Source organism: Carnobacterium sp. CP1 (genome assembly GCF_001483965.1).
GTDB classification, from domain to species: Bacteria; Bacillota; Bacilli; order Lactobacillales; family Carnobacteriaceae; genus Carnobacterium_A; species Carnobacterium_A antarcticum.
In genome coordinates this window covers 2,111,207-2,135,835 of sequence record NZ_CP010796.1, presented here as the reverse complement: position 1 = coordinate 2,135,835, position 24,629 = coordinate 2,111,207, and the positions used below count along the sequence as shown (strand labels likewise).

26 protein-coding genes and 1 riboswitch are annotated in these 24,629 nt (G+C 37.1%); of the genes, 7 read left to right on the top strand and 19 right to left on the bottom strand.

The annotated features are described in order from the left end of the window. Window positions 1-60 precede the first annotated feature (60 nt). The 9 genes from NY10_RS10105 to NY10_RS10065 form a co-directional block, all read right to left on the bottom strand. Window positions 61-1,434, bottom strand: coding sequence for a 6-phospho-alpha-glucosidase (locus tag NY10_RS10105; RefSeq protein ID WP_058919830.1), 1,374 nt, complete (start codon window positions 1,432-1,434; stop codon window positions 61-63). Between the two features lie 46 nt (window positions 1,435-1,480). Further along, complete coding sequence (locus NY10_RS10100; protein WP_058919829.1) at window positions 1,481-3,100, bottom strand: alpha-glucoside-specific PTS transporter subunit IIBC; 1,620 nt, start codon at window positions 3,098-3,100, stop codon at window positions 1,481-1,483. Window positions 3,101-3,518: 418 nt separating this feature from the next. Further along, window positions 3,519-4,478: a metal ABC transporter substrate-binding protein gene (locus NY10_RS10095; protein WP_058919828.1), complete on the bottom strand. Its 960-nt coding sequence runs from the start codon at window positions 4,476-4,478 to the stop codon at window positions 3,519-3,521. 275 nt (window positions 4,479-4,753) lie between these two features. Beyond that, complete coding sequence (locus NY10_RS10090; RefSeq protein WP_058919827.1) at window positions 4,754-5,206, bottom strand: nucleoside deaminase; 453 nt, start codon at window positions 5,204-5,206, stop codon at window positions 4,754-4,756. A 57-nt stretch (window positions 5,207-5,263) separates the two neighbouring features. Then, on the bottom strand, window positions 5,264-6,049 hold the full coding sequence (locus NY10_RS10085; RefSeq protein ID WP_058919826.1) for a glucose-1-dehydrogenase: 786 nt from the start codon (window positions 6,047-6,049) through the stop codon (window positions 5,264-5,266). A gap of 172 nt (window positions 6,050-6,221) precedes the next feature. After that, on the bottom strand, window positions 6,222-6,536 hold the full coding sequence (locus NY10_RS10080) for a DMT family transporter (protein WP_058919825.1): 315 nt from the start codon (window positions 6,534-6,536) through the stop codon (window positions 6,222-6,224). Then, window positions 6,536-6,877: a DMT family transporter gene (locus NY10_RS10075; RefSeq protein ID WP_058919824.1), complete on the bottom strand. Its 342-nt coding sequence runs from the start codon at window positions 6,875-6,877 to the stop codon at window positions 6,536-6,538. Before NY10_RS10075 ends, NY10_RS10080 begins: the two co-directional genes overlap by 1 nt. Before the next feature lie 64 nt (window positions 6,878-6,941). Continuing rightward, window positions 6,942-7,039, bottom strand: a riboswitch (guanidine-I (ykkC/yxkD leader). 65 nt (window positions 7,040-7,104) lie between these two features. Next, a complete protein-coding gene (locus NY10_RS10070; protein WP_058919823.1) occupies window positions 7,105-7,629 on the bottom strand; it encodes a methylated-DNA--[protein]-cysteine S-methyltransferase in 525 nt (174 codons plus the stop codon). A 31-nt stretch (window positions 7,630-7,660) separates the two neighbouring features. Next, window positions 7,661-8,242, bottom strand: coding sequence for a sugar O-acetyltransferase (locus tag NY10_RS10065; RefSeq protein ID WP_058919822.1), 582 nt, complete (start codon window positions 8,240-8,242; stop codon window positions 7,661-7,663). Window positions 8,243-8,703: 461 nt separating this feature from the next. Between NY10_RS10065 and NY10_RS10060 the strand changes: the two genes are divergently transcribed. Both NY10_RS10060 and NY10_RS10055 read left to right on the top strand, forming a co-directional pair. After that, on the top strand, window positions 8,704-9,702 hold the full coding sequence (locus tag NY10_RS10060; protein ID WP_058919821.1) for a biotin--[acetyl-CoA-carboxylase] ligase: 999 nt from the start codon (window positions 8,704-8,706) through the stop codon (window positions 9,700-9,702). Beyond that, a complete protein-coding gene (locus NY10_RS10055; protein WP_231726732.1) occupies window positions 9,699-10,232 on the top strand; it encodes a biotin transporter BioY in 534 nt (177 codons plus the stop codon). The genes NY10_RS10060 and NY10_RS10055 overlap by 4 nt, the downstream gene beginning before the upstream one ends. A 98-nt stretch (window positions 10,233-10,330) precedes the next feature. On the opposite strand, the gene NY10_RS10050 is transcribed toward NY10_RS10055, so the two are convergent. The 4 genes from NY10_RS10050 to NY10_RS10035 all read right to left on the bottom strand — a co-directional run bounded on the left by NY10_RS10050 (window position 10,331) and on the right by NY10_RS10035 (window position 15,259). After that, window positions 10,331-11,323, bottom strand: a complete 993-nt coding sequence (locus NY10_RS10050; RefSeq protein WP_058919820.1) for an ABC transporter substrate-binding protein — start codon at window positions 11,321-11,323, stop codon at window positions 10,331-10,333. 762 nt (window positions 11,324-12,085) lie between these two features. Next, window positions 12,086-12,298: a heavy-metal-associated domain-containing protein gene (locus NY10_RS10045; RefSeq protein WP_058919819.1), complete on the bottom strand. Its 213-nt coding sequence runs from the start codon at window positions 12,296-12,298 to the stop codon at window positions 12,086-12,088. A gap of 43 nt (window positions 12,299-12,341) precedes the next feature. Continuing rightward, window positions 12,342-14,798: a heavy metal translocating P-type ATPase gene (locus NY10_RS10040; RefSeq protein ID WP_058919818.1), complete on the bottom strand. Its 2,457-nt coding sequence runs from the start codon at window positions 14,796-14,798 to the stop codon at window positions 12,342-12,344. A gap of 29 nt (window positions 14,799-14,827) precedes the next feature. Beyond that, complete coding sequence (locus tag NY10_RS10035; RefSeq protein ID WP_058919817.1) at window positions 14,828-15,259, bottom strand: CopY/TcrY family copper transport repressor; 432 nt, start codon at window positions 15,257-15,259, stop codon at window positions 14,828-14,830. Between the two features lie 457 nt (window positions 15,260-15,716). Here NY10_RS10035 and NY10_RS10030 point away from each other — a divergent pair, with 457 nt between their 5' ends. Beyond that, window positions 15,717-16,280: a TetR/AcrR family transcriptional regulator gene (locus NY10_RS10030; protein ID WP_058919816.1), complete on the top strand. Its 564-nt coding sequence runs from the start codon at window positions 15,717-15,719 to the stop codon at window positions 16,278-16,280. 250 nt (window positions 16,281-16,530) lie between these two features. Then, window positions 16,531-17,046: a DUF2798 domain-containing protein gene (locus NY10_RS10025; RefSeq protein WP_058919815.1), complete on the top strand. Its 516-nt coding sequence runs from the start codon at window positions 16,531-16,533 to the stop codon at window positions 17,044-17,046. A gap of 48 nt (window positions 17,047-17,094) precedes the next feature. Here the strand turns inward: NY10_RS10025 and NY10_RS10020 are convergent, their stop codons facing one another. The 3 genes from NY10_RS10020 to NY10_RS10010 form a co-directional block, all read right to left on the bottom strand. Beyond that, entirely contained in the window at window positions 17,095-17,613 is a 519-nt protein-coding gene (locus tag NY10_RS10020) for a DUF3592 domain-containing protein (protein ID WP_058919814.1), read from the bottom strand. A 181-nt stretch (window positions 17,614-17,794) separates the two neighbouring features. Continuing rightward, entirely contained in the window at window positions 17,795-18,166 is a 372-nt protein-coding gene (locus tag NY10_RS10015; RefSeq protein ID WP_058919813.1) for a hypothetical protein, read from the bottom strand. 198 nt (window positions 18,167-18,364) lie between these two features. After that, complete coding sequence (locus tag NY10_RS10010; protein WP_058919812.1) at window positions 18,365-18,778, bottom strand: hypothetical protein; 414 nt, start codon at window positions 18,776-18,778, stop codon at window positions 18,365-18,367. Window positions 18,779-19,138: 360 nt separating this feature from the next. Here NY10_RS10010 and NY10_RS10005 point away from each other — a divergent pair, with 360 nt between their 5' ends. Next, window positions 19,139-19,636: a GNAT family N-acetyltransferase gene (locus NY10_RS10005; RefSeq protein ID WP_058919811.1), complete on the top strand. Its 498-nt coding sequence runs from the start codon at window positions 19,139-19,141 to the stop codon at window positions 19,634-19,636. Between the two features lie 334 nt (window positions 19,637-19,970). Here NY10_RS10005 and NY10_RS10000 read toward each other — a convergent pair whose 3' ends face one another. After that, on the bottom strand, window positions 19,971-21,065 hold the full coding sequence (locus NY10_RS10000; protein ID WP_058919810.1) for a S66 family peptidase: 1,095 nt from the start codon (window positions 21,063-21,065) through the stop codon (window positions 19,971-19,973). A gap of 263 nt (window positions 21,066-21,328) precedes the next feature. On the opposite strand from NY10_RS10000, the gene NY10_RS09995 reads away from it, so the two are divergent. Both NY10_RS09995 and NY10_RS09990 read left to right on the top strand, forming a co-directional pair. Further along, the gene (locus NY10_RS09995; RefSeq protein WP_058919809.1) at window positions 21,329-22,444 is read left to right on the top strand and encodes a YibE/F family protein; all 1,116 of its coding nucleotides are present in this window, start codon (window positions 21,329-21,331) and stop codon (window positions 22,442-22,444) included. Continuing rightward, window positions 22,441-23,226: a YibE/F family protein gene (locus NY10_RS09990; RefSeq protein WP_058919808.1), complete on the top strand. Its 786-nt coding sequence runs from the start codon at window positions 22,441-22,443 to the stop codon at window positions 23,224-23,226. Before NY10_RS09995 ends, NY10_RS09990 begins: the two co-directional genes overlap by 4 nt. Window positions 23,227-23,372: 146 nt before the next feature. On the opposite strand, the gene NY10_RS09985 is transcribed toward NY10_RS09990, so the two are convergent. Together NY10_RS09985 and NY10_RS09980 are read right to left on the bottom strand one after the other, a co-directional pair. After that, window positions 23,373-23,816 carry a threonine/serine exporter family protein gene (locus NY10_RS09985; protein ID WP_058919807.1) on the bottom strand — a complete coding sequence of 148 codons (444 nt, stop codon included), beginning with the start codon at window positions 23,814-23,816 and terminating at the stop codon, window positions 23,373-23,375. After that, window positions 23,813-24,577: a threonine/serine exporter family protein gene (locus tag NY10_RS09980; protein ID WP_058919806.1), complete on the bottom strand. Its 765-nt coding sequence runs from the start codon at window positions 24,575-24,577 to the stop codon at window positions 23,813-23,815. The genes NY10_RS09985 and NY10_RS09980 overlap by 4 nt, the downstream gene beginning before the upstream one ends. Window positions 24,578-24,629: the final 52 nt, after the last annotated feature.

The window sequence follows — 24,629 nt, the reverse complement described above, 5'->3', positions numbered from 1 at the left end:
ATAATAAAGCGAAAAAAATAGAGAAATCAAAATTTCTCTATTTTTTACATCTTATTATGATTATACCATAGGCACCGTTACCTTCACGGAATCTTTTAGCTCAGGCCAGTAACCTTGGTTTGCTTCAATTAAATCATCTAAGAGTTGTTTTGCAACTCTTGCGTTTGGAACAGTTCTTGAAAGAATAAGAGCTTGCCACAATTTTTGGTAAGAACCTTCTGCCCAAGCTTCTACAACCAGTTTCTCAACAGCTACTTGCTGTTCCATCAGACCTTTTTGGAAACGTGGAATTTCGCCTTGCGCTAATGGCTCAGGACCATTTGATCCTACAATACATGGAATCTCTACCATTGCTGTAGGGTCAAAATTAGAAAGAGCTCCATCATTAGGAACGATCAAAAGCATTCTTTCTTTCGTGTTATAAGCAATAGCACGTGCTAAGTCAACGATGTAAGAAGCATGGTCATCTGTTTCTAATTTTGCATCTTCAGCTGTTTGAATATTAGCAATGCGATTACATTCTGAAAATACGGACTTCTCACGATGTTCCATTACTTCATTAGCGCGTGTGTGCTCTGGATCAGCTAGCGCAACTTCGTCTTGAGGGAAAAAGTAATATTTTAAATACGTATTTGGCAGTGTTTTCGGGTCTAAAGGATATACTTCTTTAGCCTTACCATAAGTATGCATCCAGCTTGGCTCAATTTCTTCTCCTGGCCGACCAACTAATTCATTTGGTGTCACATAGCCATGTTCGGCTACATGTTCTTTGATTTTCGGCATCAAGTCATTGCCGTCTTTGTCACGAATATCCGTCCACCAGCCAAAATGATTTAAGCCATAGTACCGTACTGTCATGTCTTTTCGTGATTGCAAACCTAATATTTCCGACATTCGGTGTTCAATTCCTACAGGCATATCACAAATATTAATGATTTTAGCAGTCGGTCTTAGTTTACGAGTAGCTTCAGCTACTATTGCTGCTGGGTTAGAATAATTTAACATCCAAGCATCAGGTGAATATAACTCCATGTAATCTATCAGTTCCAGAACTCCGCCAATTGAGCGCATTCCATAAGAGATTCCGCCAGGACCGCATGTTTCTTGGCCGATGACTCCATATTTCAATGGAATTTTTTCATCTTGTTCACGCATTGCATATTTTCCTACTCTAATATGTGCCATAACAAAATCTACGTCTGTAAATGCTGTTTCTGGATCTGTTGTAGCTAAAAATGTAATTTCCGGAGCACGTTCTTGTAAAATGATCTCACAAGCATCAGCAATTTCTTTTTGTCGCTCTTCATCATTATCAAAAAATTTAATTTGACGAATAGGAAATTTATCTAGGTTTTCTAATAACATCATAATGATTCCTGGCGTAAATGTACTTCCTCCGCCTGCTATAAGTAGTGATTGTTTTTTTAATGTCATTTTTATTTCCCCTTTTCTTTTGTTTTGGTTTTATTTATTACATACTTTATTCAACAGTAGCGGCTAAATCACTCCCTTCAATAGTAAGCTGATTTTCAAAAGCTTCTCTTACTTGAGGCACGTCCAAACCGATAATAACTTGGAAAGCTTTCCCTTTTCTTACTAACCCATGAGCGCCGCCTTCTTTAAAATAAGCATCACTTTTTACTAGTGTTTCATCGTTTACTGTTATTCTTAATCTTGTTGCACAGTTATTTACATCAACGATGTTGCTTGCTCCGCCTAATCCTTCTAAATAATGAGCAGCGCTTGAAGCATAGGCACCGCCTTTAGCTGTTGCCGGTTTCTTTTCTTTATTCGCAGCTTGACGATCCCGGTATTCTTTTTTGCTGTACATCTTAACTTCTTCGTCCACTTCTCTGCCGGGCGTTTTTATATCGAATTTAAGAATGGCAAAACGAAACACTACAAAATAAATCAAGCTGAAGATTAAACCGACCACAATTAATAAAATAATAGTACTTACATGGTTTAGAGACATGGGTATAATATATTGGCTTACCACCGCTATTAATCCACTGCCGATATCTCCAACAACTCCTAACGAATAAAGTGTTGCTCCCAAAGCACCTGCTAATACTGCATGTACGAAAAATAATTGAGGAGCAAGGAACAAGAATGTAAATTCAAACGGTTCTGTAATCCCTGCCAACACTGCTGTCAAAGCTGTTGGAATCAGTAACGCTAGTATTTTCTTTCTTTTTTCTGGTTTCGCTGTTGCATAAAAAGCGGCCGATATGCCAAGTGGCGCAAACAATTTAGAAGCATTATGAAGAGCAAACCCTCCAGCTGGAAACAGCTCTTTAATAGGTGCTGTAGATGAAGCGATCTCATTTAAATTTTGTAACCAGTTTGCTGTGATCCCGCCTTCTAATACTGCCGGCCCATAAATAAAAGGTTGATAAATAAAGTGATGAAGTCCAGTAGGAATCAATAGTCTTTCCAAGAAGACATAAATACCAACTCCCAGAGTTCCAGAACTTGCTAAAGACCCTTGCAATGAAACAATGCCGCTTTGAATTACTGGCCAAATCCATGCAGTCATAAATGCTACTGGCAACATTATGAAAAAGCCAATGATAACGACTAAGGAAGACCCTTGGAAAATACCTAACCAATCTGGTAATTTAGTTTCAAAAAATCGATTGTGTATCCAAACCACAATTGCAGCAATCAAAATGGCACCAATCAGGTTAGTATCTAATGTCTTTATTCCAGCAATTAGTTTTAAGCCGCTTGCGCCGCCTACTTCTTGATTAAAATCTACGCCAAATGTTGTTCCCATTAATTCAATGATTTTACTAACAAAATTATTGAATGTCATATAAACAACTAAAGATTCCAGAGCCGCTCTACCATTAGCTTTCTTAGCTAATCCCAAAGGCAGTCCTATTACAAATAACAATTCCATTTGATTAAATACTGTCCATGCTCCATTTTCGATTACAGCCCACAAATTCGACCAAAATGTTCCATCTGCTGCTATTCCTCCAACGATCATTGAATTTTGCATCATAATAGCGATGGACAATATTATTCCTGAAAAAGCAAATAATAAAACTGGCGTAAACATTGCACCACCAAACCTCTGTAACTTTTGCATCATCTTCACTTCATCTCCTCTTATTTATTTGAAGCGCTTCCACGAATGAAATATACCACTTTATTTTAACCTTAACAATCTTATCTGAATGAATAGATAAACCTTTCATGTATAGATAAAATTCTCTTATTGCGGGAAATTTCTCAACACCTTTAAAAAAAATAGTATTTAGCGTTTATTTTAAAAAGGATGCAAAAACCAATAGACATCAACCATTTATTTAGTGGTTATTTTAAAAAACAGAAAACAGAAAAAAAACAAACGATTAACCTCCTATTTAATATAGGTTGCCAATCATTTGTTTTTAGATATAGACCATTTTGTTATTGTTGTTTTTCCCGTCTATTATTTTTAGCATTCACTGTTTTCCTTTTAAACAAGTTGACCTTGGAAGTGTTAAAATAGTCGACTTGTTTTGCTATTACTGAATACTTTTCTTTAAGGCATTAAGATTATCTTGCATCACATGAATGTAGTCTATTCCTGCATCTTGTTCTTTTTGCGTAACGCCTTCAATCGGACTTAATACCAGCAACTCGACATCAACTTCATCTGCTAATGTTTCTGCAATTTTAGAGGATGCATTATCTTCAAAATAAATGTAATCAACCTTATTTTCAGTTACAAAATCAGATAGTTCTGCTAATTTGGCTGGACTAGGCTCTGCATCAGAGGATAACCCTGAGACGGAAATCTGAGTTAAGTCGTAGCGTTTTGCTAAGTAAGCAAAAGCTGCATGCTGCGTCACAAAAGAACGTTTTGTCGCATTTTCAAAAGCCGATACAAATTCTTGATTTAAATCTTCTAACTTTTGTTGATAAGTTTCTGCATTAGCTGCATAAGCATCGCTATTATCAGGGTCAGCTTCTGCAAGACCCTTTTGGATATTTGTTACTTCTGCTTGTGCTAATACTGGGTCTAACCAGACATGAGGATCGACAGCATGAGAATGTTCTTCTCCTTCATGTTCGTGTTCCTCATCGTGCTCATCGGCATCTGCTTCGTTATGGATCAAATCAATACCTTCGCTTGCATTCACAATAACTGTTTTGCTTGTGTCAATCGATTTCAGTACACTGGGTACCCAAGTTTCCATTTCATCACTGTTGTAAACAAAAACATCAGCATTCTCAATTTGTGCTATCATTTTGGCACTCGGTTCGAAGTCGTGTACTTCTGTTCCTGCTGGAACAAGCAAAGAAACAACTGCATTCTCTTGCGCTACATTTTTTGTGAAATCATACATTGGATAAAAAGTCGTAACGACTTTTAATTTGCCAGAATCTTCTTCATTAGCTGAATTTCCTGATTTCCCGCACCCGGCAATCAATAAGACCGCCCCAAATAAAGTCAAAACTAAATAAGTTAATTTTTTCTTCATGTTCTAATTCCTCCCCATCTTAAACCATTCTATTTTTATGGACCATAATCTATGTAGTGAAACAAGGAAATTCCAAAAACTTGCGTCACAAATCGTAACGATTACGTTTTAAAGCATAACTTAATTTTATTTGCAATGCAACCTTTTTATTTAGTTTAACTTAATTTTCTCTTTTTTAAGATTTAAAACACAACAGTAAAGTACCGTTTAAATCTAAAATAGACTTAAACGGTACTTATTCTTCAATCTGTTTAAAATTCTTAAATAAACGGTTCCTACTGTTTATTTTGCCAAATTTCCATTGGGTTTTCCTGGCCTTCTTCTAATGGTATCTGCTTCATCGAAAGTTTTCGTTCTGATTTTGGTTTTTTAAAATCTGCATAAATTGCTTGAGAGGCGCCTAGGCCAGTTTCAGCAGCTGTCTCAACCGATGCGCAATAATATCCTTGCTTCATACCAGATAAATACATCGCTGCTAAACACATTGGGCACGGCTCTCCGCTGGCATATATCGTATAGTCCGATAAATCATGGGTTTGAAGCTCTGACTGAGCTTTACGAATAGCCAGCATTTCAGCATGTCCACTGATATCATAAGTGTTATGCAGCTCATTCACACCTTCAGCGACGATTTCATTCTCTTTTACCAACACCGCTCCAAACGGCTGGCCTCCATTGCGAACATTTGCTGCTGCAAGTTCTACTGCTCTTTTCATAAATTTATCCATTTGTTCTTCTCCTTCTTAAATGGTTCTTTGGCTGGCACTATCCGTTTGATTAACTGCTCAACCTTTTCCTTCTTCAAATGATGGGTAAAGCGACATTCCACCATCCACAAATAATGTCGTGCCCGTTACGTAACTTGATTCTGCAGAAGCTAACCAAGCAGCGGCCGCAGCTACTTCTTCTGGTTTTCCGATGGTATTCATCGGAATCATCTCTAAAGTACTTTCTTTTTTCTCTGGATCTTCAAATTTTTCAGCATTAATGGGCGTGTTGATAGCCCCTGGTGCAATGCTGTTCACTCGAATGCCTTTATGTGCATATTCTAAAGCGATTGTTTCATTAAACAACTTCACTCCGCCTTTACTTGCTGAATAATGCGCAAATGTCGGCCAAGGAATCCGTTCATGAACAGAAGATAGGTTAATAATGTTGCCCTTTTTATTTTTTTCTAAATAGTGGTTTAAAGCGGCTTTAGAACCTAAGAATACTCCTGTTAAATTGACGTTCAATACTTTGTTCCAATCCTCCAATTTCAATTCATGGGTGGGAGATTGATTCTCCATTCCAGCATTATTGACCCATAAATCTAAACCACCAAAATTTTCCAAAGCTGCTTTCAATAAACTGTCTACTCCTTCTTCAGTTCCCACATCTGCTTGTACCGCAACTGCTTCGCCGCCTAATTTTTTCAAATCAGCAACCGTCTCTTCGGCACCTTCTTTATCGCTGTGGTAATTGATGACAACGGACATTTTTTCTTCTGATAAACGCCTAGCAATGGCATTTCCTATTCCCTTAGAGCCTCCAGTAACGACTGCAACTTTTCCCTCTAAATCTTTATACATAAAACGTTCCTCCTTTAGAAGTTCTGCTTGTTTTATCTGTTTCTCTTATCTATTTTAATCTAAAGGATTTAGCTTCATTAAGCAAAAATTCAGCTTGTCTGATCATAACGTGAACAGCAAAAAAGCTGACTGAGAAGGGTTCTCTCAATCAACTTTTGTGATTATTTCTTTATCATGAGACAAGTTTTAACCCGATCGTTGCGACTAAAACCATTGCTATAAAAAGAATTCTTTTCCAATCTTTTGATTCGCCATACAGCAACATTCCTAGTATAGCCCCACCGGATGCTCCTATCCCTGTCCAAATAGCGTAAGCTGTTCCCATAGGAATGGTTTTCATCGCATATGAAAGGAAGAAGAAACTTACTCCAAAACCTGCTGCTAATAAAACTAACGATTGCCAATTGCGGTGTTGGTTTAGTCGATTGATCATCATGACACCCACTATTTCAAATAATCCGCCTGCAATTAATGAAAGCCACGCCATTACGAAACCTCTCCTTTTTCAGTTTTTTGTTCGGTCACTAACTTCAATCCTATAACGCCTGCCAGTAAAAGAAAAATCAGCAGTAATTTACTGATATTTAAAGGTTCATTAAAGAAAATGATTTCAGAAAAAACCGTTCCTGCTGTTCCTAAACCAACGAAGACAGCATATACTGTTCCGACTGGAATGTATTGGCTTGCTGCAATAATCAAATAAAAACTAAGTATTATTGCAAGAAGTGTTCCTAGCCATGCCCAAATATTAGCAGCATGGTTTAAACCAATCACCCATAGCACTTCACAAACAGCGCCTAACAATACTTTTCCCCACTGCTTATTCATATTAAAACTTCTCCTTCCTCATTTATTGCAAAATAAAAAGCCCGAAAGTAAACTGGTTACCAGTTACTCCCGGGCTTTTGTCCCTCCGTGACACAGTAAAACTGTGCGTTTTCTCTCGGACCAGGCCAATCAGTTGATTGCGGAACCCTAGAAAACAATCGATTTGTGCAATTAATTATTAGTATAAAGACTATTTTTAATTAGTCAAGAAGAATAGACGACCTGTATCAATTCCTCCTTACTGCTTCCAATTCTAATAGTTTTTTCTTCATTGGCAGCTTTCCTCTATACCCTGAAATCCCACCATTTTTGTGGATTACTCGATGACAAGGAACAACGATTAAAACAGGGTTTTTCCCAATAGCCGTTCCGACAGCCCGAGAAGAACCAGGCTTATTGATCCTGCTGGCTATTTCTCCATATGAAGTCGTTGCGCCATACGGCAACTCCATTAATGCTGCCCATACTTCTTGTTGAAATGCAGTTCCAGTTGTATCGATCGGCAATTCAAACTGGCTTCTTTCCCCTTTGAAATACTCTTGCAATTGTTTAGCGTATGCTGCTAACTCGCCTTCGTTCTCTTCTAATAAGGCATAAGGGGTATATTTTCCAGCCCATTTTGTTAACTCGTCAAATCCTTCATCTAAAGAGCCGATAAAACAGAGCCCTTCTGCTGTAGCAGCTAAATAAAGCGGCCAATCAGGGTTGTCTAGCTGCCCATAAAAAATATGCGGTCTTTCTTTGTTTTCCATTATTTCCCGCCTCCTCTTTAGATATATTTGTTTACTTTGTTTCATTATTGATTTTTTTAATCGCTTTTGCTGGTACTCCTGCAACAACCGTATTCTCTGGAACGTCTTTAGAAACAACTGCTCCTGCAGCAATAACTGAGCCGTTTCCAATTGTGACGCCCGGCAGGATGGTTGAGTTGGATCCGATCCAAACATTTTCTCCAATAGCAACTGGAGAAGGATAAGTTGTGTTCCTTGTTTCTAAAGATAAACCATGGTTAAGTGTAGCAATCGTGACATTCATACCTATCAAGGTGCCATTTCCTATCCTAATTCCGCCTCTATCTTGAAAGGAACAACCTATATTGAAAAATACGTTTTTTCCAATAGTGATATTCTTACCAAAATTCGTGTAAAACGGCGGATTACAGACAAAAGACGAATCGACTTTGCTGCCTGTCAGTTCGCTGAAAATATCTACGATTTCTTTTTGTGAATGATAGGATGTATTCAATGCCATGGTAATTTTTTGAGCTTCATCACTGCATTGAGCTGCTAGTTCCTCCAATTCTTCGTCTTTATCTGGAATTGGGTAACCGTTCTTGCAAAAAGCTATAAATTCTTTCATGTCCATTAAAAAATCCCCTATCTTTCTTTTTTATTGATCATTTATTATACTTCTTATTTTGGCAGGCAGTTAATCGTATTTAACACGTACTCTTTCAAGTATCTTGACTCCCTAAACTATCCGAATCAACGGGAATGTTTGGAAGAACTAATGAAAGTTTTAACAGTATTGCACTATATAATCTCGTTACCCTGCCGCACGAATAGTTGAAGGAAATAGCTGGTATACCTTGTTTAACTAAATTTTAGCAGTTTCACATTAATTTTAACATATTGAGTTTGAAAAATAATGGATACTGAGCTAGTTGTTTCGCGGTTTCGTTTAAAAGTATAAAAAACTTCAATTTAATGACTATTAGTCCAACAACAGCTAGAACCTCCCTCATTGTTAACCATACAAAAAATTAGGTTGACAACGCACCCTTTACCTATTACACTTTCATTATAGAAACTACAGAGGTGAATGATATGACAACAAAACAACGCGTATTAGCTTTTTTAGAAAAAAATAAAGGCACCGCTATTTCTGGACAAGAATTAGCGGATACCTTGAAAATTTCCCGGACTTCCATTTGGAAAGCCATCAATTTATTGAAAGAAGAAGGTTATGCAATCGAAGCGATAACGAATAAAGGGTATTGTCTTTCGGCATCTTCTGATCTTTTATCTGCTGAAGCGATACGCCCTTTCTTGCTGCCGGAACTAAAAGAACGCCCTTTTCATATTTTTAAAACCACCGAATCGACTAATAATGAAGCAAAGAAAATAATCGTTGAACAAGCAAATACAGAAGCAATTGTCTTAACCGAAGAGCAGACAAAAGGAAAAGGACGACTAGGAAGATTTTTCTATTCTCCGCCTAAAACAGGCATTTACATGAGTCTTATTCTAAAACCACAGATGACTACAATGGATGCAACTTTGATCACAACTGCTGCGGCCGTCGCCGTTTGTTTGGCGATTGAAAAAGTAACCAAAAAGAAACCAAAAATCAAATGGGTGAACGATATTTACTTAGACGGTTATAAAATTTCTGGTGTTTTAACTGAAGCCGTCACAAATTTTGAAAATGGAACGATCGAAACGATTATTCTAGGAATCGGTTTAAATTTCAGAATGCCGCTTGAAGGATTCCCAGCTGAATTACAATCTATTGCAGGGAGTTTGTTGTCCACAGAAAACCCGGAAATAACTCGTAATGAATTGATTGCTGAAATCACAAATCAATTTCACCATATTTATCAACAGATTGAAACAAGAGAGTACCTTGAAGCTTACAAAGAACGTTGCTTTGTCTTTGGGAAAAAAATCGACTTTAGACAAGGAAAACAAGAGTTTGAAGCTATTCCAATCGATATTGATCAACAAGGCGGCCTAATCGTTAAGATGGAAAATGGCGAGCAGCGTACTTTGTCTTATGGTGAAATAACCATCAAACGTCCGTTTAACAAGGAGAACCAAAAATGAAAATGAGTACAAGGGATCTCACCTATTGCAGCATTATGGCTGCCTTAACCTTTATTAGCGGATTTATCAGTATTCCTCTTGGCCCTATCCCTTTAACGTTGCAAACGTTAGTTGCTTTATTGACTGGATTACTGCTCTCAAAGAGGAATGCTGTTGTCGCACAAGGTTTGCATATTATTTTGATTCTTATCACAAGCGGATTTCAGTCTTTCCTCAGTCCAAGTTTCGGTTTTGTTTTTGGTTTTGCAGCTGGAGCTTACGTCATCGCCTTTATTTTAGAACAGTATCGGTTTACTATTAAAACTGTTTCACTAGCTGTTCTGGCAGGCTCATTAATTTTCTATCTCATTGGGCTTCCATACATGGCCCTCATCTTAACAGGATACCTGGGAGTTAATTTATCGGTTTTCCAGATTTTCCAAATGGGAATGTTTGTCTTTATTCCCGGGGATATCATCAAAGCTATCATCGCGGTCACCCTTGGTTTGCGGCTACGCGGAAAAATCGCTCGTTCTCAAACATCCGTTTAAAATATTCGCTAATATATGGTTTTAATTTTAGTTAACGGATTAGACTAGAAGAAAAATTTGAATTTTAAATTACCCTATAATAAAGTGAGCTGCTTATTTTAATCAGCTGTTTCTGGCATGGTAATGCTAGAAGGATCGATGCCAAGCGATTCCGCCGTTTCTTCATTGATAAACAATTCTAAATGATCTGAGGTTTCTACTGGCATTTCAGCTGGGTTTTTCCCATTCTCAATTATTTCCAATGCCATCCGAGCCGTTTGACGTCCTAAATCTTCGTATTTGATACCGTAAGTTGCCAATCCTCCAGATTCTACCATTCCAGCTGAACCTGGAACTACTGGCAAGTCGTATTCTTTTGCAATCTCGCTGACAGTCGGCATCGTGCTGGTCAAAGTGTTGTCTGTTGGAATGTAAACTCCGTCAACTTCTTCAGCAAGCGTGGTCATAACTTGTTGAACATCGTTCGTTGTTGTAACGGTTGATACTTTAACCTTTACTCCAGCAGCTTCAAGAGCTTTCTGTGCTAAATCGGCTTGGATCTTAGAATTGGGTTCACTGGAATTGTAAATAATGCCAATCGTTTGAGCATCAGGTGTGAGAGACAGCAACAAAGAAACTTGGTCTTCAATAGGCACCATGTCGCTTGTTCCTGTAAGGTTCGTACCTGGAACGTCATTGCTTTCCACTAAACCGGCATCGACAGGATCAGTGATAGCCGTAAATAAAATAGGATCTTGACTAGTCAGATTAGCTAATGTTTGAGCCGCTGGGGTTGCGATAGCCAAAATCACGTCATTTTCTCCCGCTAATTGATTGCTCATACTTTGCAGATTCGCTTGGTCTCCTTGGGCATTTTGGTAATCAACCACTAAATTTTCTCCTTCAACGTAACCAGCTTCTGCCAGTTCGCTTAGAAACCCTTCTCGTGCAGATGTTAATGGACCATGTTCCATAAATTGCAATATGCCTACATGTACTACTTCATCTTCTTTGCTGTCTGCTGAATTGCCGCATGCCGCCAAACTCAATGTGGCAATGAGTGCTATAGCTAAACCAGCCAGCTTATTGTTTATTCTTTTTCCATTTTTCATTTCTTCTTCCTCCTATTTTTGTGCTTACCCAAACTAAAAGTCCATCAGCACTTCTTTTTTGGATAAGCAGTTAATAATAACTTGCTTTTCTAACCAATAAAAAACACCCACTTAGATTTTGTATAAAATCTAGGTGGGTGTTTCGTCTTCGCTTAACAAAAAGACGTTTTAGTATAAAAGTTACGTGATAACCACCTAGATTTTAAATTTCATCTATGTGGCATAATTCATCAAACTCAAAGAGCTCTAGCCATTATAGATACAAACAAAGTTGTTAGTTGTTTGCATCCATGAGTAATCATTTCTACAAACAGCATCTAAGATAGCTAAAGTAATAATTATTTAATTGTAGTTGATTCTGGATTGCTGACTGCTTTTCCATAATGATCCCTCACAATTTGAATTTGATAAACAAAGCATACTGAATAACGATATGGAAGTCAACTTTTTTTACTATGCTGGCGACACTTAGAATGCAAAAATCATCTCAAAAATCCATAGAAGCGCATATAGTGTGCTTGCCTACCTTATCGATAGCAATTTAAAAGACTTAAGGTACTAAAAAGGAGTTTGCCTACCTTATCAATAGACATTTAATAGCTTTAAGGTACTCAAAAGGGTTCAGGCGCCTATATTTTTTATTTTATGCCGATTTCACTCCTATCATTACTAAAAAAAGAGAAACTAAAGGTTAAAATAGATTAAAAAGAAAAACAGCCGCCAATTTAATCAGCAGCTGTTTTTTTTCGTTTTTTCACTACATTAGTTTGCTGTTTCTACAACTTTATATTTCGTATCAGCCAGCGCTTCTTGAAATACCGATTCATTGATGTCTTTTTGGCTTTCTACCGTAGCCGTCTTACTGTCTAAATCGATCATCACGCGTTCAACGCCGTCTACTGCTTGAAACTTTTCAGCAACCGTACTGGCACAGCCTTCACATTTCATGCCTTCAATCGTTAATTCTTTTTTCATTTTATCTGTCTCCTTTAAATTTAGTGGTCTTGCTTTTTTCTATTTACATTGAAGATGGTTTAAATCGTTTCAACCGCAAAGCATTCAATAAAACCGATATGGAACTAAAACTCATCGCTGCTCCGGCAAGCATCGGGTTCAATAAAGGACCACCAAACAGGAACAAGATCCCCATTGCGACAGGAATGCCCAGTGTATTGTAAGCAAATGCCCAAAACAGATTTTCTTTGATATTTTTGATTGTTGCTTTACTCAATTCAATTGCCGTTGGAACATCCATCAAATCGCTTCTCATTAAAACAATATCCGCTGATTCAATGGCAACATCTGTTCCCGAACCAATAGCAATTCCGATATCAGCTTGTGCTAAAGCCGGTGCATCATTGATCCCGTCTCCTACCATCGCAACTTTTTTGCCCTCTGCTTGCAATTTCTTCACTTCGTTTGCTTTTTCTTCTGGTAAAACTTCGCTTAATACGCGGTCGATTCCGACTTGTTTGGCAATCGCATCAGCAGTCCGGGTATTGTCGCCCGTAATCATCGCTACTTCTAATCCCATGCGATGCAACTTCTCAATGGCCATTCTACTGTTTTCTTTGATCGTATCTGCAACGGCGATGATGCCAGCCAATTGACCGTCAACCGCCACATACATAGGCGTTTTTCCTTGGCCCGCCAATTCATCTGAAACAGTGATCAACGTTCCCAATGAGATAGAGCGTTCCTCCATTAATTTTTTATTTCCTAATAAAACAAACTGATCATTTATCGTTCCTTCGATTCCATGTCCTGGAACTGCACTAAAATCATGCGTCTTCAATAAGGTCATCTTTTGCTCTTCTGCCGCATTGACAATGGCTTCGCCAAGCGGATGTTCTGATCCTTTTTCAGCTGAAGCAGCTAGCAGCAACAAGTCATCTTTAAGAAATCCATTCGTAGTGATGATGTCCGTTACTTTAGGTTTGCCTTCTGTGATCGTTCCCGTTTTATCAAAGACAACTGTTTGAACTTGATGAGTTGCTTCAAGTGCTACGCCGCTTTTGATCAAGACGCCATGTTCAGCGCCTTTTCCAGTTCCTACCATGATCGCTGTAGGCGTTGCTAGTCCTAGCGCACATGGACAAGCAATCACTAAAACCGAAATAATGATCGTTAAAGCAAAGATGCCAGATTGTCCTGCGACAAACCACGTTAAACCGGAAAGCAATGCTAAGCCAATGACGATTGGAACAAAGTAACCCGAAATCGTGTCAGCTAATTTAGCTATCGGCGCTTTTGAACCTTGTGCATCCTCTACTAATTTGATGATTTGTGCTAAAGCCGTATCTTTCCCAACTTTAGTCGCTTCGTACTGAATCGTCCCATTAGTATTAATGCTGCCTCCAATGATATTGTCGCCTTTATTTTTTTCGATAGGCATGCTTTCTCCCGTCAGCATCGCTTCATCAACCGAAGTTGTTCCTTCAGTGACCGTTCCATCCACCGGCATTTTCTCGCCAGGTTTAACAACGATGCTATCGCCGACTTGGACATCTGCAACCGCCAGTTCAACTTCTTGTCCATTGCGGATAACACGGGCAGTTTTAGGAGCTAGGCCCATTAATTTTTTTATTGCTTCAGAAGTTTTCCCCATCGAAAGTGCTTCAATGTATTTCCCTAAGGTGATTAGCGTTAAAATAACTGCAGCTGATTCGTAATATAGTTCCATCGCGTAATCAGGATGTCCCATAAAAACTCCGACAGTTGCTCCTGCACTATAAATAAATGCTGCACTGGTTCCTAAAGCTACTAATGAATCCATATTCGGGTGGCCTTTAAATAACGCTCTGAAACCAACTGTAAAGAATTTTTTCCCTAAAAAGATAACTGGCAAGGTCAAAATAAGTTGGGCAATGGCAAATACACCAGGATTCATTGCAGGGTTCAGGAATTCAGGAAGAGGTGCTCCCAACATATGTCCCATTGAAATGTACAATAACGGAACTGTAAAAAGAGCAGAAACCCAAAATCTCTTCCAAATGCTTTGAATGTAGACCGCTTTCTTATCTTGGTGCTCATCTGCTTCATTTGCAGAATCAACTTCTTCGACAGCCTCATAACCTGCATCCGCTACTGCTTGGGTAATGCTGGAAGCTGTAACGGTTGCCGGATCATAATGGATCTGCATCTTTTCAGTTGCTAAGTTTACACTGACCGTTGAAACTCCAGACAATTTCCCAACAGCTTTTTCAACCGTCTGTGCACACGAAGCACATGTCATTCCTTCAATATTGAATGTTTTTTGTACATCGGGGCTCATGGTTTGATAGCCAGCATCAGCCACTGCCGCTTGGATATCTTTTTCAGACAGGTTTGCTTGATCATAATCAATGGTCAACTTTTCAGTCGCTAAATTGACATTGGCTTCTTGAACGCCTGGTAATTTTTTAGCAGCTTTTTCAACCGTTTGTGCACACGAAGCACACGTCATGCCTTCAATCGTAAATGTTTTATGAGTCATACTCTCTCCTCCTTATTTTTTTCTTACTACTAGCAATTGCATTGGCCAGGAGCACAATTACATGCTACTTCATCTACAGCTTCCTTCTTTTTCTGAGCTAAAACTTCTTCTAACAATCTCACGTCTTCATGGCTCAAGGTTGCTTCTGCCAATAAATTGGCAAGCGTTGTGCCAACCTTTTTATTGCACATTTGTGAAAACACATCCAGTGTCACGTTTTTAACACTATCTTCTTCACTAACAGTAGGTGTGTAAATAAATTTATTCCCCACTGGTTCAGTGGCTAATAATCCTTTTTCAACCAGTCTTCCTATCAATGTTTTGATCGTAGCTGGTTTCCAATTCATTTTGTCTTTTAATACAGCCACGATTTCTTTGCTCGTAACCGTTTCAGCTGTCCATGCAACCCGCATTACTTCCCATTCAGCTTCAGTAATCGTTGTTTTTACTTTCGTTGTCATTTAAGACCCTCTTTTCGTTTACATCCGTAGTCGTTTAATTCTATACTTAGTTTACATCTGTAATCGTTAACTGTCAACCCTTTTGTTTTTAACTAATAAAAGGTTCTTTTAAATTTTTTTAAGATGGTGAATCTTTTCGAAATAGAGTAAGCTACATCACGAAACTAATAATCCCTTGTAATACAAAACAAGTTGGTTTAAATAGAATAATTTTTTAAATTTTTTTCTATTAGAACTCAGACAACTGAAGTATGGACAAAATGGTTGCGTTCTTAATCATTGGCTAAACAAAAATTTCTCCTAAGTCTCTGAACCAATTTTTTAAAACAAGGCGTATGCCTTGCCAGTTAAGCTTTCATTTAGTTTTAATTTTTTCAATTTAAAGCTATGTTTTTGGGCAAAGGTTTGCTATACTAACAAACAGACCCGTTGGTATGTTAGGAGAAATACATCAAATATGAATACAAAATCGCTATTAATTGATACTGCTACGTCCCTTTTTCAGCAAAAAGGCTATAAAAATGTCGGTCTTAACGAGATTTTAAAAGCCTGTAATGTTACAAAAGGAGCTCTCTATCATCATTTTCCAAATGGAAAAGAAGAATTATTGATTACTTGTTTGCAAGGTTTGAATGAAGCCATCACCACAGATATCGAAGCTATTTTTAATCGATACCCATCAGCTGAGGACGCTATACTCTCAATGATCGATAAGTTGGTTCACAGCTTTGAACAGAATGGCACTATTATCGGCTATACATTTAGCAGCATTGTTAGTGAAATGGCCACGATGAGTGAACCGGTCCGCACTGCTTGTAATGCTCTATATGAAAATCTTCAACACCTTTACTGCAAGAAGCTGTTAACAAATGGTTATTCAGATGAATCAGCTTCTGCTATGGCACTATTGCTGACAGCTTCAATCGAAGGCGCAATGATGCTTTGTTTAACGCAAAAATCCGCAAAACCTTTAAAAACAGTTGCCGCATTATTGCCAAGTATCTTAAAAGTGAACAATTAAATTAGACAGAGCCCATTTATAGACTTTGTTAATATAAAAATTGGGGCTGCGTAAAAGCAGCCCTTTACTATTGCATTTATTAAACTGGGTACATCTTCAGTACAACTTGCATTTAATGCAGCTTATGGATATGTCTGACATTTATTCGCTCCATAGCGTAATTTATTATTGGCATATTATTCATCGCTGTATTTGCTTATCTATTTAGCGTCGGTCTCAAATATGGATTTCGAAAGGAAGAAAAATAATTATGCAACAAGAAAACAGATTACCAAAAAACGGTAAAGAGGGCTTTTTATATGGCACAATTATCGTAACTTTATCAGTATTAGTAATGGGCTCCATCAACATGATCATTGCAGCTGGAGAATTCAACAAAGATGTTGCAATGACCATGTTAGTCGCACTACCTATTATTTGGGTTATCGTTATGATTATTGAGCCACTAGCAATCGGCCGCTGGGCAGAATTTATATCTTCTAAATTTATTTCACCAACAGACGGCTTTGCTGCTCGTATTATGTTCCGCACGCTTTTTACAGTATTGGGAATGTCCTTTACGATGACGATTATTGGAGATATTTTCGGAAATGGTTTATCAGCCGATAGCTTTACTCACTTTATCAACGCTTGGCCTCGTAATTTCTTGCTCGCTCTATTTTTCGAGAGTGTTATTATTCAGCCATTTGCCCGTTTCGTAATGGTTAAAATGCATGCAGCGCAAGATAAAAAAGCTGCCATTCAAACTAATATAGAAAATGCTTAAAAAAGTGCTCAGGCTTTTGAAAAGTCTGAGCACTTTTTTTATCTCTATTCAGGAAAAAAGAGTAATCAAAACAATACCACATAGAGGAATAATTGAAGCAAACATAAATACCAGCCCTATATAACTTGGTGCAAAACGCTCAACAAAAGACTCTTTTGGCTTATCAGGATTGTAATAAACGTTCATATAACTTCCTAGTGGAAAGGCTTCTTGCATGGTCATATTGATAGAAGCTGCAGAATTATTTCTAATTCTCAATTTCGTGTCTAGTATATCGCCTTTTACCTTTGATTTTATAGGTTTAAAAGTAGATGAAGTTGTTATGACTACTGAATAGCGCAAAGCGGTTTTATAATTTTTACCGTTGACTTCATATTCTACGACCGGTGCCCGTGATTGGTTATATGAGTAATTAACCACTTCCCCTAGTATATGGTTAATGCTATTTTTCTTAATTCTTCGTTCCTTCAAATACAACCAAATTCCTAATGTTAAAAAACTTACTGTTAATACTGCCATTAGAGCTAATACTGCTAATAAAACATAATCCCTAGTCATTTCTACCATAACTCCCGCTTCTTTAAATTTACATTCTCTAAAACTAATTGTAACAATAAAATTGCTGCGAATAGTTGTAACCAAAAAAAGTTGAACCAAATTAATTTGGTCCAGCTTTTTTCATATACGATTTTAGTACGTATAAAAGTATTGTTGTCATTCCACTATAAATCCAAAAAAACAATTCCTGTTACTTCATCTTTTTTAGAACAAGTCTTGAACTCAAGAACCCGCTTATAAGAGATATACTGATTAATAACAAAGATGGCAGCAATTCATTTATTCCTTCATTATAAAAATAGTTATGAAATAATCGAAAAAGAATAAAGCCAATCACAAAAGAAACTAAAAATCCTATTACATAATACAAAACAGTATAAGTAAGAGAATTATTATCTATTACTCTTTCATCTTTATTGTTCATACTGCCGCCAGTATGAGACATTTTTGCACTATCAAGCTTATTTTTATCCGCATTTTGTCCGACATTTACTCTTGCGTACATCGAACCAGATATATTGTTTTCTCGATTGTATTTTTGTTGTTTTTCGCGATCACTCACACCACTCAGCCCTTTCCTTAGTTAGAAAATGAAGACTTTTATATGTACTTCAATTATATATTATATTGAACGAAATCTATTCTAAAAAAACGGGTTTTGAATTCAATAAAAAACGAGTGAGAAGATCGCAAAATATCACTTATATAGTTATATACACTCAGTAACAGCAATCGCTCTTTTTTATCCATATGGAATTTCTTATGGCTGATACCAGTTATTCGATTCAAGGAAAGCTATGTTGCCCTTTTGCCATTTCGCAGCCGCTATCATTTTATTCGCCTTAAACTTCAGCTTTTTATCTCCTTTAACTTTTAATTCTATTTTATATTGGATCAAGCCTTTTTTTGCTTTAGATAGTTCAATATCCTTCCGGGGAATACGAACATAGGTGTCTGCAAAGTCACCCATCAATGTTAAACCAACCAAAACAATTTCTTCTGGCGAAAAGACCAGTAAAAAGTGACTCATATCCACAAAAGATGCTAATGCTCCATAAGTAAAAGAAGATAGCAATCCTGGTTCTGTATAACCGTATACAAAATTTTGCGATACCTCAACATCTAGTGGTTTCATGTATTCTTTAATATTTTCTACTTTCATTGCTTCATTCATTTATAGCAACTCCTTTTTTTCAATTTTAGCGAAAACCGACAAAAAAGGGAAATAATAACCTAAGGTCTAAAGTTATTTCTCTGTTACCAAAGTCGCGAAGTGATGGAAAATTTCATTAAAGTAACGAAGATAAGTATTAAGAATAGCAAACCTTTCATAAGTAGATCTGCTGTTCTTACATCTTAATGCACTGAACAGTTAAGGATAATAAAGGTTCAACTCCCCTTTGTATTACACATGCGCATATAAAAGAACAGACATTCCTGAATGAAGATAGTCTATTCAAGTAGTTTATAAGGATTGTATTCCAGAGATAGAATAAGGTAGTATAGGTATATATTATAAATAGGAGAGATTATTTTGAAACTTAGAGCACTAGAAATTAATGATCTACCTGTTGTACACGAGTTAAATAATGAACATTCTATTATGTCTTACTGGTTTGAAGAACCTTATGAATCACTTACTGAATTGCAATACCTTTTCGATAAACATCTATTAGATGAGTCTGAAAGAAGATTTATTGTAGAAGATGATAAAAATATTGTGGGCATAGTTGAATTAGTCGAAATCAATTACATACATCGTAATTGTGAAATTCAAATCATTATCAAACCAGAATTCAGTGGTAAAGGTTATGCTAAATTTGCTTTTGAAAGGGCAACAAATTATGCTTTTGATGTTTTGAATATGCATAAAATATATTTATACGTTGACACTGATAATGAAAAAGCAGTCTACATTTATGAATCTCAAGGTTTTAAAAAAGAAGGCTTGTTGAGAGAACAGTTCTATACTAATGGAAAATATAAAAATGCCTACTTAATGGCTTTGTTAAAAAAGGAGTACATTTCCTAAAAAAAGAAAGTGGAAAAAAGCGTTCAGACTCGAAACACTGGAGCACGTTTAAGAAAAAATAGTTAATAAATGGAAAAGAGGTTGAGACTTTTATCTCAACCTCTAAATTTTAGTTGTATTCTGGAGATAGAATAAAAATTGCTAGTATAAAACCTCTCTGCTTTTTCATAAGGATTCATACCAGTGGCATTCAACAAACTATTTTCCGATAATGATTTTGTTCCATAATTTCCATTTGCTTATTGCATCTATAAGATTGGACTGGTTGAGTTTCAGGAATCAATATTGTTTCGCTTATTTATAGCCCAGCGCTTAAGGTTCCTACAATAAACCTTCACCATTCCTTATGCTCAGTAGTTTGGAAATATGATTCATTAAAAGAAATCGTTTTTTCAGTTAAATCTACCGTTGTATGTATCCCATAAGGCAACGCACAATGCGGGTAAGCATGTCCAAAATTAACGTTATACAATATGGGCATTGTGTCATCAGAGACAACCTTTTTATAGATTTTTTTGTACTCTTCATAATAAACTTCATCTTGCGGTTTTCCAACTAATATGCCGTTGATAACAGAGAAAATACCGGTTTGTTTTAAAGTCATTAATTCTTTTTCTAATTCCTCCGGAGAAGGTTTTTCCTCACTGGTTTCTAGAAACAGGATTTTTCCTTCCCATTGTTCTATAGAAGGAAACAAATGGTACTTCTGACTTATCTCAACTTCATCTGGATAACGTTCTCCAGCCAGCAAATCATAGAAACTTTCTAAACACCCTCCTAACAAAGGTCCGGAAAAGGAACCTGATCCTTGTAAAACTTCGTACCCTTTTTTTTCAAGGTGCTGGATGCGCTCGGTCCCTACCGCTGTTTGAGAGAAATCAGTGCGTTCTTCATACCAGAACTTACTTGAAAGAATTTCGTGTAGTTCATGTCCTTCTAAATAAGATTGCAATGTGGTTTTCGTATATGGCAACAAATCATCAGCGAGTTCCGCTACATCATTGATAAAATTAGGGCCATAAAAAGAGACCATCCCCAACTGGTAGAACATTAAGTGATTGATAGTGGTATCGGAAAATCCTGTAAATAACTTGGGATTCGCTTGCACATTCTGAATAAATTCCTTGTCCTCTAATAAGAATGGCAATAAACGATATGTATCATCGCCTCCAATAGCACAGATTATTCCTTTGATAGCTGGATTTCGAAAAGCTTCTTTTAAATCTTGAGCACGCGATTCAGGATGCTGTTTTAAATAGTCTATCCCTTTTAAAGAATTGCGCATAAAGACAGGCTCCAATCCTAATGTCATTAAACGCTTTTTCCCTAACTCAAGTTGATGGGAACAAAAATCTTCTCCCAAGATACCACTTGAAAGACTGACAATAGCTACTTTATCTCCTTTTTTTAATGCATTCGGTTTCTTCATTGTTTTCTCCCCTTTTTTTTAATAGTATACTAATAATCTTCTCTTTTTAATCAAAATATAGGCTTAAAATACCCGAGAACAGCTAAATTATTTTTAGCTGTTCTTTTCTTATTTGATATGAAAACTGGGCTTCACTCGTTAGCAAAAAAATATATGTTACAATAGTGAAGATTTGCTTGCTGTATTTTGTGTAGGAAAATGTCCTTTTTCGTATACATAAAATCAATCAAGTGAGTGGGAATTTGTATAATGGAGGTTTTTCTTTGAAAATTAATTTAGGGAAAAAAGCGTTTTTTTTATATGGCTTTATTTTGCTGTGTCTCATCTCATCGATAGTGTTTGTGCAAAACAATTTTCACTTATATGAACAGCCCATAGCTGAAGTAGTAGAAGCAACACTTAAAGAAGAACAGGAAGCGATTGATTTACCTAATACTAAAGATCATTTGTTTTATCAACATTTAGTTGGAAAAATAAAAAATGGAGACCGAAAAGGACAACTGATCTCATTAGAAAATAAATACTCCTCATCGGGGGCATATGACCACAACTATCAAATAGGAGATGAATTATTTGTCTCAATCCAAACTAATAATGGAGAGAGCTTGAGAGGCGTTATTGACGGTCCAAAACGAGATAAGTATGTTGTGGTGGCAGCGTGGTTATTTATCCTAACGGTATTGCTTATTGGCAAAAGAAGCGGATTGTTTTCGCTAATCAGTTTAATTATCAACGTCTTAGTGTTGTCACTCGCATTAAATAACTATGTAAACTCAGAACGTGCCAGTTTACTGCTTATTTGCGGCGGGTTAGTGGTTTTTTTCACGGTTACTTCTTTGTTATTGATCAGCGGAAACAATGAAAAAACGTATGCTGCTATCCTAGCGACATTGGCAGGAACTTTTTCCGCATTGCTTATAGCGTACATAGTCATGGTTCTGACGGCTGAAAAAGGTCTTAGATACGAGGAAATGGCGTTTATAACGAGATCGCCGCAAAAAGTGTTTTTAGCCAGCATTCTAGTTGGTTCTTTAGGAGCTGTAATGGATATTGCAATTACCATAACCTCTTCGCTTTATGAACTGTATGATAAAAATAAAGATATTCCGCTAAAAGACTTAAAGGCATCTGGTATGGAAATAGGCAAAGACATCATGGGTACAATGACGAATGTTTTGTTTTTTGCGTATGTTAGCGGAAGTATTCCTATGGTCCTTCTCTATTTAAAAAACGGCTCTGCATTGGGGTACACCTTATCTATGAATTTATCCTTGGAATTGACTAGGGCGCTTGTTGGAAGTATCGGTATTGTCTTAACCATTCCGATCAGCATCTATACAGCGACTTATTTCATTCGCAAAAAGAGTGCAGCAAAATGAGTGTATTAGTGTGTTTAGCGGTCATTTTATTTATCCTAATGAAGTTTGTCGGCGGTGAAAAAGGAACAAGGTCTTTTATTGCTCTTTTTTTAAATTTTGGCGTAACATTTGCGACCATGCTTTTGATGGGCTCCAAAAATAATCCCATTATCATCACCTTAATAGCCTGTACGGTCATTAGTTGCATTAATTTGTTTTATATCAATAATGTGTCGATCAAATCGATTGCCGCATTTATTTCAACAATGATTACTTTAGTTCTTTTAGTATCGGTTATTTTTATATTAGTTGAAATGTCTATGATACAAGGATTTGGAATAGAAGAGATAGAAGAGCTCAATTCTTTTACATTGTATATAGGGATAGATTTTGCCAAAGTTGCAGTCTGCACGATAATCATGGGAACGATCGGTGCTATTACAGATACGGCTATTTCTATTTCTTCGGCGATGAATGAAATATCTATCCATAACCCACTGATCGATCGATTCGGTTTATTCAAATCAGGTATGAACGTCGGCAGAGATATTCTAGGAACAACGACAAATACGTTGTACTTTGCCTTTATTGGTGGGTATCTGGCTTTAATCTTATGGTTTAAAGATTTGTCTTACTCTCTTGGTGAAGTTGTTAATTCCAAAGTATTTAGTTCAGAAATCATCTCTATATTTTGCATTGGCACAGGTGCAATTCTGATTATCCCCATCACTGCCTGGCTTACAGCTTATATTTTGTCTAAAGACCAAAACATAACTCCTAAAAATAAGCTAACTTCTGAATAAACAACTGAAACAATCCTTTCCACAATAAAAACCCTTCAAATCAAAAGATTTGAAGGGTTTTTAGGTTTTATAAATGAAAGTACAGTCGTAAAAGAGCTTTGGCTCCTCTACTCCTTATGCTGCAAATCCTCACTCTATGCACTTATCTAAGAGGTTCGTTCTGCTTTTATATGTTGAGCTCTTTTCATCACTTTAAATACCGTATCGATGGTAAAAATTGCTAAAGCAATCATCCCAGCTATTTGGATAGTGCTTTGCAAATGGCCTTGTGCTAATGCCGTATGACCTTTGATAAATTCGTAAACCGCTAAATACATACCCGATCCTGGAAACAATGGAAAAAAACCGGGTAAAAAGAAAATCGTTACAGGAACTTTAAATATCCGCGAGAAAATGTGCGATTGAGTAGAAATCACTAACCCTGAAATATATGTAGCCGAAACAGCTCCTAAGGTTTCAAGACAAAGTAAATAAACTCCCCAACCTAAAGCTCCCACAAAAGCTGTCGCAAAAATATGCTTTTTGGGGGATTCTAAAATAATGGACGCCGCTGCGACTGCTAGAAATGCCCCTATGATTTGACTAATCAAAATACGACACCTCCAATAAGAACCAATCCAATCGCAACTCCTAAAGCAATCGATAGAGCGACCACAAAGGCCTCTAAGGCTTTAGCTCCGCCGGACATGTAATCGCCTTGTAAAGTATCTCGAATCGCATTTGTAATGGCTGTTCCTGGTACTAGCGGCATAATGGTTCCCGTTATGACTAAGTGCATATTAAGCGTGGGAAAAAGAAACGCATGCATCAACCCGGCACCTACCGAAATAACGGCAGAAGATAAGACGTTTCGTACAAAGGACCCCATGTCTAACTTTTTTTCGCCTTTCAATACCAATGCCAACAAACCGCCATTGACTCCAGCAGCCAGAATTTCTAAAATACCACCGCCTAACAATAAAGCAAAAGAAGCAGCTAAAGCTGATGTCGCAAGATCTTTATAAAGCCGCTTATATTGTACTTTTCCAATATCCTGCAGCGCCGCATACGCTTCTGGAATGGTTATTTCTTCACTGGTCAATTGCCGTGAAATAGTATTTACAACCGCAATTTTATTTAAATTCGTATCCCGCGAATTGATCCGTTTAACAATTGTGATTGGATCATCAATACTAGGATCATCTAATGTGGCAACTAATCCAGTTGCAATTGCCAAGGCTTCAGTCGTTTCAAACTTTGACGTTTTTAGGATATGGTTCATTGTGTCTTCTACACGATATGTTTCAGCATTGCTTTCCAACATAATCTTCCCTGCCAATATGGCGATATCCATTAGTGTTTTGTAATCCATTTTGCGTCCCTCATCCTTTCCCACGCTGGTTATCAGCCGTTTTTTCTAGTTG

Bases quoted from the DNA above. Each gene is read 5' to 3' on its own strand.
- NY10_RS10105 (WP_058919830.1), bottom strand. From the start codon at position 1,434: ATGACATTAAAAAAACAATCACTACTTATAGCAGGCGGAGGAAGTACA.
- NY10_RS10100 (WP_058919829.1), bottom strand. From the start codon at position 3,100: ATGATGCAAAAGTTACAGAGGTTTGGTGGTGCAATGTTTACGCCAGTT.
- NY10_RS10095 (WP_058919828.1), bottom strand. From the start codon at position 4,478: ATGAAGAAAAAATTAACTTATTTAGTTTTGACTTTATTTGGGGCGGTC.
- NY10_RS10090 (WP_058919827.1), bottom strand. From the start codon at position 5,206: ATGGATAAATTTATGAAAAGAGCAGTAGAACTTGCAGCAGCAAATGTT.
- NY10_RS10085 (WP_058919826.1), bottom strand. From the start codon at position 6,049: ATGTATAAAGATTTAGAGGGAAAAGTTGCAGTCGTTACTGGAGGCTCT.
- NY10_RS10080 (WP_058919825.1), bottom strand. From the start codon at position 6,536: ATGGCGTGGCTTTCATTAATTGCAGGCGGATTATTTGAAATAGTGGGT.
- NY10_RS10075 (WP_058919824.1), bottom strand. From the start codon at position 6,877: ATGAATAAGCAGTGGGGAAAAGTATTGTTAGGCGCTGTTTGTGAAGTG.
- NY10_RS10070 (WP_058919823.1), bottom strand. From the start codon at position 7,629: ATGGAAAACAAAGAAAGACCGCATATTTTTTATGGGCAGCTAGACAAC.
- NY10_RS10065 (WP_058919822.1), bottom strand. From the start codon at position 8,242: ATGGACATGAAAGAATTTATAGCTTTTTGCAAGAACGGTTACCCAATT.
- NY10_RS10060 (WP_058919821.1), top strand. From the start codon at position 8,704: ATGACAACAAAACAACGCGTATTAGCTTTTTTAGAAAAAAATAAAGGC.
- NY10_RS10055 (WP_231726732.1), top strand. From the start codon at position 9,699: ATGAAAATGAGTACAAGGGATCTCACCTATTGCAGCATTATGGCTGCC.
- NY10_RS10050 (WP_058919820.1), bottom strand. From the start codon at position 11,323: ATGAAAAATGGAAAAAGAATAAACAATAAGCTGGCTGGTTTAGCTATA.
- NY10_RS10045 (WP_058919819.1), bottom strand. From the start codon at position 12,298: ATGAAAAAAGAATTAACGATTGAAGGCATGAAATGTGAAGGCTGTGCC.
- NY10_RS10040 (WP_058919818.1), bottom strand. From the start codon at position 14,798: ATGACTCATAAAACATTTACGATTGAAGGCATGACGTGTGCTTCGTGT.
- NY10_RS10035 (WP_058919817.1), bottom strand. From the start codon at position 15,259: ATGACAACGAAAGTAAAAACAACGATTACTGAAGCTGAATGGGAAGTA.
- NY10_RS10030 (WP_058919816.1), top strand. From the start codon at position 15,717: ATGAATACAAAATCGCTATTAATTGATACTGCTACGTCCCTTTTTCAG.
- NY10_RS10025 (WP_058919815.1), top strand. From the start codon at position 16,531: ATGCAACAAGAAAACAGATTACCAAAAAACGGTAAAGAGGGCTTTTTA.
- NY10_RS10020 (WP_058919814.1), bottom strand. From the start codon at position 17,613: ATGGTAGAAATGACTAGGGATTATGTTTTATTAGCAGTATTAGCTCTA.
- NY10_RS10010 (WP_058919812.1), bottom strand. From the start codon at position 18,778: ATGAATGAAGCAATGAAAGTAGAAAATATTAAAGAATACATGAAACCA.
- NY10_RS10000 (WP_058919810.1), bottom strand. From the start codon at position 21,065: ATGAAGAAACCGAATGCATTAAAAAAAGGAGATAAAGTAGCTATTGTC.
- NY10_RS09990 (WP_058919808.1), top strand. From the start codon at position 22,441: ATGAGTGTATTAGTGTGTTTAGCGGTCATTTTATTTATCCTAATGAAG.
- NY10_RS09980 (WP_058919806.1), bottom strand. From the start codon at position 24,577: ATGGATTACAAAACACTAATGGATATCGCCATATTGGCAGGGAAGATT.